Raw genomic sequence first — 12,513 nt, forward strand, 5'->3', positions numbered from 1 at the left:
CCTATTGCTCCAGTGACGCGGGGCAGGAAAAGTCTGCCAGCTCGCGCATCAGAAACGGCACCGTGGTGCTGTTGAATTCAATCCGGTAGGTGATCGTGCGCCCGCCCACATCATGGGTCACATCTACCACGTTATTGCTGACACGGGACCGTCCTTTGCGCAGAAAGTTCACAATGTCCCAACGCCCTTCTGCAAAGGTGATGTTGGATTGGCGATCATCCGCACCGGGAAACAGCTCCAGCGCCACGCCAGAGCTTTGACCCGGCCAGCTTAGTGCGGCGGGAATGCTGTCAGGCTGGGTGCGCACCGACCCGCCGTTCATCGACAGGATCGCCAGTTCGACAGAGGGTGAAGAACTGAGGTGGGTCACGGACATATCCACCTTGGGCTCTGACGAACCTGTCGCGAAAAACGCCAGCTGGATCGCCTGTGCGCGGTCAAACTGCTTCAGCGCGGCTGGCGAAAGCGTCTGGCCGATGGCGCTGTCCGGTGCCGGTGCCAACCCATCCGCGCCACGGATCACATGGGGTTGCAGATAGGAGGTATAAAACGTGTCCATCCGCCCGCCGGGGCCAAAGAATTGACCGAATACCGCGGGTGACAGATGCCGCCCGGTGCCGAAGGGATAAAGCGGCGCGATCAGGTCACGGCAAAACTGAGAGACATCATCATTCAAGGCCCGGTTCAGCTGCGTCATGGTGGCCGCTGTGGCCACCGCACGGAATTCCGTATCAACCTCGTTCAGCATCCGCGCCAGATCATCGGGCAGCGCGGTATTGTTGCGGGTCAGCGCCGATAGGGACTGGCTCAGCATGGTTTCATCCGCAGGCGTCGGCGCAACGGCAGACTGGCGCCGGTTTTCACGCAGATCCGCCAGATTGACGAGGATCACATCAATCGGACGATTTGGGGCCTCACCTTTCAGCAAAGCATGCCATTGGGCGAAATCATCACTCATCCGCTCGACCTGACGGCGCTGGGTATCCTCTGCCACGGCATTGCCTGCGCGGGTCTGGACCTTGCCCTTTTTGGCAATGTTATCCAGCACAACCCGCTGGAACACACCGGACTGGCTGTAGATTCGCCGGAACACCGCGTCCCCCATGCCGTCACTTAGCGCACCACTGGCAATCTGTTCGGCAGAGATGTCGCCAATCTGGTCATAAAGCCGTGTCAGCCGGGTTTCTTCCTCTACCGCTTCTACATATTCCAACAAAGGTGAGGCCACGGAGGATGACAGAACCGCCAGCGCATCATAACTTGGGGCATCGGTGGAAAGCGGACCAAGGCCGATACGGCCAAACATCTCGCGCCAGGCTTCGTTAAATTCGATCCGGTAGGCGCGATGTAAATCGCGTTCCAGATTGGACAGCTGCGCCTCATATCCGACGCGCCCTGCGGCTTCGCCCAGCACCCATTGATCATCGCGCAAACGGTCCCGCGCCGAGGTCAGTTCTTCCAGAAAGAAACCCCAATATCCTTCAAACGTATAGATCCCCGGCACGCCTACTGAATCCAGCGGGCTGCCGTCGGTGGTTTCAAACACCCGCTCCACCTGTCCCGACACCCGTTCCACCAGATTGAAGTCCGGCACACCCGAGGTCACCGCGCGGTCCTTGATCGAGGCATAGGCCTGATCCGCCAGTGGCAGATTCACGATCGCTTCGCGCGCGCTGCGCACAATCTCGGCGTCGATGTCCAGCGCCGGCAAGCGATCCTCGTCCAGCGTCAGCATCGCGGCCAGATGGGCATTGATCCTGTCCCGCTCATCCCCTTGACCCGGACCGGAAAACAACTGGCCCCAGACCTCTTCGAAATAGGCCTTGATGGCAGCATCATCGCCCTGCCCTTCGCCCTGTCCGCCCAGCAGCAGATAAACCTTAAGCGCACGATAGATGCCGCCGGTTTCCTTATCCGCAATCAGCTGCGGTATCTCATTCTCAAGATGCAGGATCATACGCGGCCGCAGCATCCGCTCCAGCCCGTCAGAATAGGCCCGATCCGCAGCCAGTGACACTTCGCTATGGCGTGACAGGCCAAACCCCTCCCAAACCGGCGGCTCGCGGGTGTCGCCATAACCGGCAGTCATGTTGCGCAAATCTTCAAGGTGCAACAGGATGACGGAAGGGTCGGTGCTATCAACCACGGGGCGTGAAATCTCGCGGCGGGCTTTGCTGAAATAGCTTTGCGTTTCCAGATCAGCGGTGCGCAACAAGGTGGCGTTTTGCCAGAAGCTGAAGCCGAAAGCGCCCATCGCCGCCATGGTTGCCCCGACAATAATGCCAACCGCGCCGGTGCGCAAAATCCGCGCACGCCGGATCGCCTTGTAGTCAAAACTGACCCAGTCACGTTCCTCAAAGATCACCCGTTTCAGGAGATCATGCAGGAAGAACGATTTCCCCTTGCCCGACATGAATGAGGGCTGGAACTCAATGCCATCCTGATTGCGCGACATCGCGCCCAGAACCTGATCAATCGGCGTGCCTTCCTGTGTGCCGGAGCTGAAATAGAACCCACGTAGAATGGCGTTGGTTTTGTAACGTGTCGGCTCAAACACCTGCCGGATAAATTCAGCCACATTGGCCCGCATCATTGCCATCTGGCCAGGCAGACCAAAGATCGCAATACGGCTGACGCCATCGGGTTCTTCGTTCATCCGGTCGATGACCTCGTCACTCAAGCGGGCAAGAAGCGCGTCAAATTCGGCCTCAACATTCTTGTAGGTCTCTGCCTTGCGGTCCTTGGTCTGGAAAGTCACACCCCAAACGCTTTTGCGTCGCATGGTGCTGAAACTGGCAAAATATTCGCGAAAACCTGCGATCAGATCGGCCTTGGTGAACAGCACGTAAACTGGAAAGTCGATCTTAAGCTGTTCGTGGATCTCGCCCAAGCGTTTGCGCACGGTCTGCGCATGCGCGGCAAGGTCCTCTGGCGTGGCGTTCAACATTTGCTCCACCGAAAACGCCAGAATAACCCCATTGATCGGCTGATCAGGGCGGCCGTTTTTCAGCAGATTAAGGAAAGAGCCCCAGCTTGCCTCGTCTGCGATGGCATCACTGTCCTGCGTGGTATAACGCCCCGCCGTGTCGATCAGAACGGCATCTTCCGCAAACCACCAATCGCAATTGCGCGTACCACCAAAACCGCCGCCCTGTTCGGGCATCGCATCCAGCCCCGGAAATTCTATCCCGGAGTTGCGCAGTGCCGTTGTCTTGCCCGCACCGGGGGGGCCGATAATCACATACCATGGCAGGTCATAGAGGTAATTCTTGCCGCCGGATTTCTTCAGCTTGTCCAGCGCCAGTTTCATATTCTCGGCCAGCACCTTGCCATCGCCGGTCTGGTCCGGCAGCAGGCTTTCTTCCAGCTTGCGCGCCTTCTTGCGCCGGGACCGCCAGCGCAGCAGATAGATCAGACCAATCAGGCCAAGGATGCCTGCAATCGACGCCAGTCGGGCAAAGACAGTGCTGATTGGCGCATACCCACTCAGCGGAAAACCGAACCAGATGGCGGCAAAAATGGCCAGAAATCCGCAGAGGATCAGAAACGCTTTGCCCCATTTGGATTTGAACATCCGTTGCAATAGCCGGAACAGCCTGACCACCGGATTAAAGATCGCGCGCATGTCAGCCTACTCCGGTGCTTCTTCTCTGGGGATCATGATCTCGACCCTGCGGTTGCGGGCGCGGCCTTCACGGGTGGTATTATCAGCAATCGGATCAACCGCGCCTTTGCCCTCGACCAGCAGGCGTGCGGGATCAATCAGGACGCCGCTCAATATGTCACCCACCGCCTTGGCACGGGCCACCGAGAGATCTTCATTGGTTTTGAACTGCCCGCGTCCCGTTGGTGGCACGCTGTCTGTGTGGCCTACAACCCGCACCGGCCCTTTCTCATCATCAAAGGTGCGTCCGATGGCCGCGGCCAATGTGCTGAAATCACTGGTTAATGTGGCCGATCCCGATCCAAATTGCAGCACATCACCAACCCGTACAAACACCCAATCATTGGTGCGCGCAACCTCTACCTGTCCGGCTTCAATCTCTGCGGCCAATGCCGCGCGAATGCGTTCCAGCTGGGTCGATTGGGGTGCCTCATAGCTGCGCACGATCGGTGCGGTACGTTCAATTGTCACCGGCGGCTGGCCCGCATGCAGCGCCAAAATACGTCCACGCACCTCTGCCCCTTCGCGGGTCAGCAAGGTCGAAAGCGTGGCAAAAAGTGATACCACCATCACCGCCGCAATTGCGGCAATTACCCAGAGTGGGGTGCCGCCCTGCCGCCGTTTCCCGCCCAGCAAAACCGGCGTCCAGCGCACCGAAACATCATCGTCCGGGCGCGGTTGCACGCGGCGCAGGGTTTCATACATTGCCGTGCGAATCCGGCTCAGCTCTACCGAGCCATTTGGCATCGCGCGATATTGCCCTTCAAATCCCAGCGACAGACAGGTCAGCATCAGCTCAATCAGATTGAACCGCTGACCGGGCGCGCGCATCGCCTCATCCATCTTCTGGAAAAACCCAACACCAGAGGAGCGTTCACCAAAGAACCGCGCAACCATGGAATACTCCATCCATGTGCCACGATCCGCTCCCGGCAGGTTCTGCACAATATCATCCGCGGTAGCACAAAGCGCGTATTTCGCATCAAAGGCATCTTGCTGACCCACACCTGCGTTCAGCGCGTTGCGCTCAAACGTGTCGATCTCGCGGGTAACATGATCGATCAGCGGGGCGGGTTGCATATCGACCAGACCGGTGCGCAACCGTCCCAGCAGGATCAGCAGACCCGACGCTGCACGTACCAACGGGTTTGACGACCCGCCGGTTTCCGGCCCTGCCGCCCGCAAGGCGTCCTGAAAGGCGATCCTTGGACGCTGTGCATATTGCGGCTTTTCCTCTGCGGCGCGGATCTCCGGGAAAATTTCGGAACCTGCCGGGCGCTGGCCCGTGCCGGGTTGATAGATCGGCTGTTGCGGTGCCGGATGCCCATAGGGGGGCTGCAAGGGGGGCGGCGGGGTCGGGGTATAGGCCGGTTGTGGCGGCCTTGGGGGCTGGGGTTGAAACTGCGGTTGGGGGTGCGGGTTCAATGCCCCGCCCAGCCAGGTGTCATCCACGCCGGGATTGTTTATCGGTTGCTGTACTGGCGCGGCCCGTCCGCCGCCCGTGGGTAAACCGCTGGTGGGCGACAGGGGTTGACCAAAAACAGTCTTATCCGCCCCGTCATCCGTTGGCGCGGAGGGCGGGCTTGCCGGTGGTGCCCCTGCCCTGGAGGTTCCACGCGGTTCTGGCACAGGCAGCCGCTGGCCAAAGACGGTTTTGTCGTCATCATCCGACATCACGCGCTCTCCGGTATGGCCCACATTTCTAGTTTCAGATCCGGCCAGTTGCCCGCAAAATGCATGCCGATGGCCGGTGCGGTCGAAAACTCGCGCCACAGTTCAGTGGACTTATCCAGTACGAAGTAGACATTGGTACTGACCACCCTGATCTGTCGCGGCGGGTTTGGCAAATGTACAATCCCGATGCCGGGCAGGTTGTTGTTGATGATCTGTTTCATACTGGTGGACGGCCCAACCTTGGCCAGTTGCGGGAACTGGGTCTGCACCTGCGACAGCGGCAGGCCCGAGCTGACCTCAATCACAAAGGTTGCCTGTGCAAACAGGTTGCGGTCATTGACCAGCGCGGCATAGGAATTGGCCCGCACTTCTTTCAGCGGCAGGCGGATTGCGCGGCCTACATCGCGGGCCAGCAACCGCTGGATGTCCTGCACAACAGGGGTGAAGCTGGCCTTGGGGTTCTCATGCTCATAGCGGGCATAATTCGGTGCGCGCCGTCCGCCCTGATCAAAGGTCGACAGCTCTCCCGCCAGTCCGATCAGTTTTTCATAAAGCCGTTCAGGATGGACCGCCGCCATTCCCTTGAGGTGTTGTAGCACCGGTAATTCGCGGTTCAACACCATCAGCATCAGATAATCCGTAGCCTGCATGCCGCCGCCTGACGAAGGATCAGACGCAAAACGCGCCAGCGTTTCCAGTTTGGCCTCGATCCAGCCGACAACCCGGCTGAGGTATCCCTCATAGGCGTTGTGCACCCGCACCACCAGACCGGTTGGTGGCACGGTATCATCCAGCGTCACAATGCCATCGCGCATTTCGATGATGCGGCCCAGATGAATGTTCTGATAGCCCGGACGCGGGGTCTTGCGCAGCACCAGCTCCAGACGTGGATTGGCGATTTCCAAAGTCTGTTCGTTGCGCGAGGCCGAAGAGGTCTCTGTCACGGTTTCCGTTGACAACACATAACGTGTGGCGGCATTGCCCGCCTGCGGCGAGACATTTTGCCCGCCAATGCTGACATCCGGCAGAGTCAGCCAGATCGACAAGCCCTGCGCCTCTTCCTCGGGGACCGGCACAGGCAGCGGCAAGGGCGCACCGGCGGGGGCGTCAAATGTTGTGCCATCTGGAAAGATCCCGGCAACAGAAGTCAGGCCGATCTTGGCCTGCTGGGCCAGATCACGGTTAAACCGCAATTCGCTAACCCCCCAAGGATAAGGCGTAATATCAGCCGTGCGTGCCTGCACCAACCGCTCTGTATAGCGGTCGGACTGCTGCATATGGTGAGGATGCAAAAAGAGCCCCTCTTTCCAGGCTACCTTGCTGGTCCAAGACATCTGCGGGCGGTTTCCTTGTTCTCTGGCGCAGGCAATGCCTGCGCCGTTATGTTCGGTGTCCAGATCAGTGTGGCCACCCCAAGCCGTGGGGTCAAGCAGAGGTGGTACAGTTCAGGGCGTTAACCCTTAGAACTGGAACCGCATTTGCCCTGTTATGCCATAACTGTCCAGTCCACCCGAGAACCGTCCGTCAATCCGCAAAGAGGCATCAAACTGACGCGCACCGCCGGGGGCACCGGGCTGGAGCAGCTTGGTGTAGTTCACCCCAAGTGACAGCTCTGCATAGGCCCCCAGATTGCTGCTCGTTGTGGTCAGCGGCTCGCCTTCCGGCAGGCCGTTGGCATCCAGCGCAAAATAGCGTGACGTCGTATCATCCCCAAAGTCGTGGTAATAGGTGATTGTTCCGAACATGTTCAGCGCCGCCGTTCCGCTCGGCAAAACCTTGCTGCGTGACAGGGTTGCCGAGACAAAGCCCACAGTGCTGACGATATCGTCAATCACAAGGAAACCGTCATCACCGACGATATCCGGCGTGCCCCCGTCAAAACGCAGATTGTCCACCGAGGTCCTGCTGTGTGACACACCCACCGCTGGCACAAAGACCAGACCAGAGGCTTCGCTAAGTGGGAAGGCATATCCGACAGAGCCGCTGATGGTTGTGCTGCTGCTGTCATATTCCTGATCCGCAACCCCAAGGTCATCCAGCCCTCCGTTCGCGGCACTTTCAATAAAGGCCGTGTTCTTGAGGTCAAAGGCCGTCCGGTCAAAGCGCAGCTGGATATCCCCGAACAACCGGCCCCGAGATGCACCAATATAGGCACCCGCATAGGTCTGGTTGAAATCGGTATCATTCACGCTGACCTGTTGGCTGCGGTCAAGGCTGATCGAGGTTGGATCAAACTTGAATACCGGCTGCGACAGGGAACCCGCGTTGGCCCCGATGATCCCGCCAAAGCTCAGATCGAAACCGGCATAGCGGCTGTCAAAGCAGGAATAGTCGAAGCCGACCTGCAAACCGCCGTAGCTTGCCGAAAGTTCGGATTCAAAGCTCCCGATCGATGTTGAGGTCTGTCCGGTTGCATCTGCCACACCGCCCACACCACGCGCCCAGCTGCCAAAGCCGCAAGGGTCGTCATCCTCTGCGGCCAACCCGGCCACAAACGGGCTGGAAGGCCGGTTCACCACTGTGTTGATCAGCGATTGGGTCAGGGTCAGACCAGAGGCGATGCCGGCAACTGCCGGGTTCGCACCGGATTGCACAACAATTGCATTCTGCTCAGGATCGTTCTGGAAGCCGTAGATCAGGGCCCGACCCGCAGGCAAGCCGGTTTGATCAAAGGTGAACCCATCGTCCAAGGTGCCATAGCTGAAAACGGTCAAACCGCCGTCCAAGGTGCCGAACTCTTCGCTCATGTCGTTAAAGTCGACCTGAACATTACCACTCAGATGGCCGCCGACGTTGATCTGGTCCACGCCTTGGCGGTCAGGGCTCAGGTTCAGGTCTGCAGTGACCCGGCCATTCAGATTGGCATCACCCGATACGGTGATTACGTCCGCCGTGGACCCATTCGCCATCAGGATTTCACCGGAAGCTGAGTTGGTCAGCGTACCACCAGCCTGGTTGTTACCAACTGCGGTCAGGGTGGCATTGTTGATCACATCCGCCCCGATCAGCCCGCCCCCCGGCAACAGCAAGGTGGCATTGTTCACCACTGTGCCTGCCGCGATCCGGCCACCGTCACGCAGGGTCAATTCGCCCGCGTTGGTAAACACGCCACCCGACAGGATACCGGCATTGCGAATAGCGGCGACACCATTGTTGGTGAAGCTGCCATAGGTCAGCGTGCCAATATCCGCAATGAACTGGGTGTCATTCACAAAATCCTCGACCGTCGACACACCCTCTTGCAGGGTGGTTAGCCCGGTATTGGTCAGCGTACCATCGACCCGGCCACGCAGGTTCAGATCACTGGCATTGGCCAAATCACCCGAAACGCCGCCGTTCAGGTTGATCACTGCACCATCTCCGACGCGAAGACGGATTTCCGACGATGAAGCACTGCCGTTGTTGATCACGTCGCCAGTCACTTCACCGTTCAGTTCAAGAATGGCGGTGTTGAAGATGTCACCGTCAACCGTGCCCTCGTCCGCAACCGTCAGCTGTTCATAGTTGATCACGCCGCCTACATTGGTGCCCGTAACCGTCACGTCACCCCGGTTTTCAATAACACCGGTCTGGGTCCCGGCAAGGTTTACCTCGCCATCGGCGGCGTTAATGATATTGCCGGTCATACTGCCCGCGATATTCGCCGTGCGCCCCGCGCTATTGGTCAGATCACCGGTGATTGCGCCATCTGCCTGCAAAATACCGTTGTTCGTGATGCCCATGCCAACATTGCCGGTCTCGCCGATGTTCAATGTGCCCGTGTTCAGCAACACCGCACCGCCGCCCAGCACACCGTCGACTGTCAGGCTGCCCGCGTTATTGACGAGGCCACCACTGTCCACGGTTGTTGTTCCTGCTGCAATCACCAGCGCGCCGCTGCCATCATTGGTGATGCTGTCAACACCGGTGAGTGGTCCCGTGATGGTCACATCCCCATTGCCTGCCACCAGCGCCCCATCCAGACGGCCCGACAGGCTGATCGTGCCACCAGCGGCATCAAGCGCCCCGGTGATCACCCCGGTTGAATCCAGATTGCCCGCAGAAACCGTAACACCACCGTTAAGCGCGCCGGTATTTGTCAAGCTGCCGCCTGACAATGTCGTCGGGCCAGATACTGTTCCGCTGACCGTTGTCGTGCCACCGGTATTGGTCAGGCTGGTTGCAGACCCTGACAGGACCAACGTAGCGGAATTTGTCACCGCCCCCGCATCAAGGCCCAGTGTCAATGTGCCAGCCTCGTTGGTAACCGCGCCAACGGTGCCGCCGGACAATTCAACACTACCACCGTTGTTGGTGATACTGCTAATGGACCCTGCACTGCTGGTAAAGCTGCCGCCGTTGGTCGCGACATCGCCCATCGAACCCGTGTTGGAAACAATGCCACCTGCAACAGTTGTCAGGCCGGTGATCGTACCACCGTTTTCAAATGTTCCCTCAAGGTTGTTTAAGCTGGCAACTGTCCCAAGGTTCACCGCCGTGGCAGAGTTGGTCACCGCACCGGTCTGACCGCCATTTGCAACACTCAAGGTGCCCGTTTCATTGATAATCTCACCGGCGCTGCCGCCGGTAATGTTAACTGCGCCGCCTGCATTGGTCACACCCCCCAATGTCCCTGCGGCATTGGTGATGGAGCCGCCACTCAGGGAAACGCTCGCCATTGATCCATTGTTGGTCACACCACCTCCACTGATGGTTGTGCTGCCACTGACGATGCCGGTGTTTACAAATGTGCTGCCGGAGATGTTCGCCTCACCAACACTGCCCGCATTTGTCGTACTTGCGGAAGAAGACAGCGAGCCGACCGACCCACCTGAAATAGTCAGGCTGCCCCCTGTGTTACTCGCCGCACTGACTGTCCCCCCCTGAATTTCCGAAGTCGCCCCGGCGTTGTTCAAACTTCCTACGGTGCCGGTTGTCGTGAATGACCCGCCAGAGAGATTGGCGGTGGAAATATTGCCCGCGTTAGTAAATGTGCCACTGCCCTGCGTCAGCTCACCCACCAAGCCTGAGTTGCTGGCCGTTGCGCTGTTGGACATGGATGAAACGCTGCCGCTGGTGATCGTCGCAGTGCCGGAATTGTTGCTCAATGACGCAACCGCGCCGCCGGTTACGGAGACTGCCCCACCATTGTTGGTCAGCGATCCGGTCACACTTCCCGAGGTGGCGAAACTGCCACCCGAGACAGTTGCCGTGCCCACGGATCCGCCGCCGTTGTTGGTAAATGTGCCCGCGGTCACCACAGCCGTTGTCACAGTGCCTGCATTCGATGTGGTCGCCGCGCTGTTCACTGTCGAAACCGTGCCGCCGGTGATGTTCAACACACCACTATCGTTATTCGCTGCCACAACCGTGCCACCGGTGACCGTCATGATCCCACCGGCAATTGTTGCGGTACCCGTGACTGTTCCGGCCGAATTGAACGCGCCCCCGTTCAGGGTCACATCACCAAGGCTGCCTGTAGCGCTCATCGCCAGCGTCCCGCCGTTCACGGTTGTCCCACCGGTAAAGGTGTTCACCCCGCCAAGTCGCAGCGTATCGGGTCCGTTGTTTACAACCAGCTGGCCACCCGCGCCTTGGATCACCCCGTCAAAGTCGGTTGTGGTTCCAGCGCCGGTTCCCGCAACGGTCAAAGTATTGCCGTTGATACTGACAATGCCCGATCCGTTTCCGGCAAGTGAACCGATGGTCTCATCCGTTGTCATCAGGTCAAGCGTGCCATTCACAATAACCGCGCCGGTATCAACCAGCGTGTTTGCATTGGCCAGACGCAAGGTTCCACCATCTACCGTGGTCGGACCCATATATGTGTTCACATTGGTCAAGGTCAGCGTTCCCGTAGCGGTCGGCGTACCCACGGTCAGCCCCCCCATCCCGGAAATAACACCATCAAATGTCGTGATCAAAGGCGTGGCCGAAAGATCGGTCTGCGCACTTGTCAGTACATGGGTATCCGCAACCGTGATTGACCCCGCTCCAGTGATCGATCCCACCGTCTCGCTGGCATCAACATCAAAGATGGCTCCGGCAGAAACCGTCACCGCGCTGGCATCGCCAATCGCGCCCCCACCAGAGACTTGCAAGGTGCCAGAGGTGATCGTTGTGGCACCAGAATAGGTGCTTGAGCCCGAGTTCAGCTGCAAGGTATTCGGGCCACCTACGTTTACATCAATCGACATGATGCCCGTCGTGCCATCGACAAAGGAGCCGTTGAATGTTGTTGGCCCATTAAATGTAAAGGTCGCATTCGCTGCGTTTGATGTTATCACCCCTGCGCCGGTCAGGTTGGATGTGGAAGGATTCTGACCGTTCAGATCCACGGTGCCATTCACTGCAATACCGTTGTTCAACAGGGCAATGCTCTGGGGGCTGCCCAGAACCAGCTCAAGGTTTTCAGAAACGACCGTTGATCCGGTACCGGAAAAGCCTGTGCTGTTGACAATGACCTGCCCGCCACCGGCAAGCGTCCCATCACCAAAGGTCAGGGTGCCGTTACGCGTAATATCACCCGTCAGCGTTGCGACTGTTCCTGCTGTCGCACCAACTGTGCCGCCATTGGCACCCACGGTGATTGCATTGGCCACCGTAGAACTTGCGGTTACATCCAGTGTCCCGCTGTTCAGCGTGATGGCACCTGTGCCATCGCCAAAGGCGTTCACATCACCTGCGATGGTGCTGCCGCCGCTGATGTCAAAACCACCGGCATAGCTAGAATTGTCACCACCCAGCGTCAGCGTCCCGCCACCAGTGTTGCTCAGCACACCCGAAGCACCCCCGCTCAGCGTCCCGTCAAATGAGGTGTTCCCGCTGCCGGCTATCGTCAGGGTGTTGCTGTTTACATCAACCACCGCTGAGGCCTCTGCCCCCGCAAGCGCGTTGATGCTCACATCAGCCTGCACATCATAAGTGCCTGAAACACCAACCGTCACGGTGTTCAAAGATCCGCCGCTTTGCGTCAGTGTTGCATTGTCAATTGTCGTGGCACCGGTCACTGCAGCGCTGCCAGAGATTGAATGAGCTGTTCCGCCATTCACATCCAAAGATGCAAGTGTCCCGCCAGACGCGTCAAGCGTACCACCAGAAATTACAACAGCGCCAGAGGTCCCGCCGTCCACATCAAACGTCCCCGTGCCCGATACCGTCACCGCGGCCACATCGCCTGCGGTCAGGGTCAGGGA

General features: G+C 58.8%; 4 protein-coding genes. All 4 read right to left on the minus strand.

Features of this window, described 5'->3' with window-relative positions:
• Window position 1 precedes the first annotated feature (1 nt).
• The 4 genes from tssM to QQL78_RS21230 all read right to left on the minus strand — a co-directional run bounded on the left by tssM (window position 2) and on the right by QQL78_RS21230 (window position 12,489).
• The gene (tssM, locus tag QQL78_RS21215; RefSeq protein ID WP_284376851.1) at window positions 2-3,625 is read right to left on the minus strand and encodes a type VI secretion system membrane subunit TssM; all 3,624 of its coding nucleotides are present in this window, start codon (window positions 3,623-3,625) and stop codon (window positions 2-4) included.
• A gap of 6 nt (window positions 3,626-3,631) precedes the next feature.
• Window positions 3,632-5,338 (minus strand): type IVB secretion system protein IcmH/DotU, encoded by a 1,707-nt coding sequence (icmH, locus tag QQL78_RS21220; RefSeq protein ID WP_284376853.1) that lies wholly within the window; start codon window positions 5,336-5,338, stop codon window positions 3,632-3,634.
• Window positions 5,338-6,672, minus strand: a complete 1,335-nt coding sequence (tssK, locus tag QQL78_RS21225) for a type VI secretion system baseplate subunit TssK (protein ID WP_284376855.1) — start codon at window positions 6,670-6,672, stop codon at window positions 5,338-5,340. Before tssK ends, icmH begins: the two co-directional genes overlap by 1 nt.
• A gap of 126 nt (window positions 6,673-6,798) precedes the next feature.
• Complete coding sequence (locus QQL78_RS21230) at window positions 6,799-12,489, minus strand: beta strand repeat-containing protein (protein WP_284376857.1); 5,691 nt, start codon at window positions 12,487-12,489, stop codon at window positions 6,799-6,801.
• Between the last annotated feature and the right edge of the window lie 24 nt (window positions 12,490-12,513).

The sequence above is a fragment of the Sulfitobacter pacificus genome, assembly GCF_030159975.1.
GTDB classification, from domain to species: domain Bacteria; phylum Pseudomonadota; class Alphaproteobacteria; order Rhodobacterales; family Rhodobacteraceae; genus Sulfitobacter; species Sulfitobacter pacificus.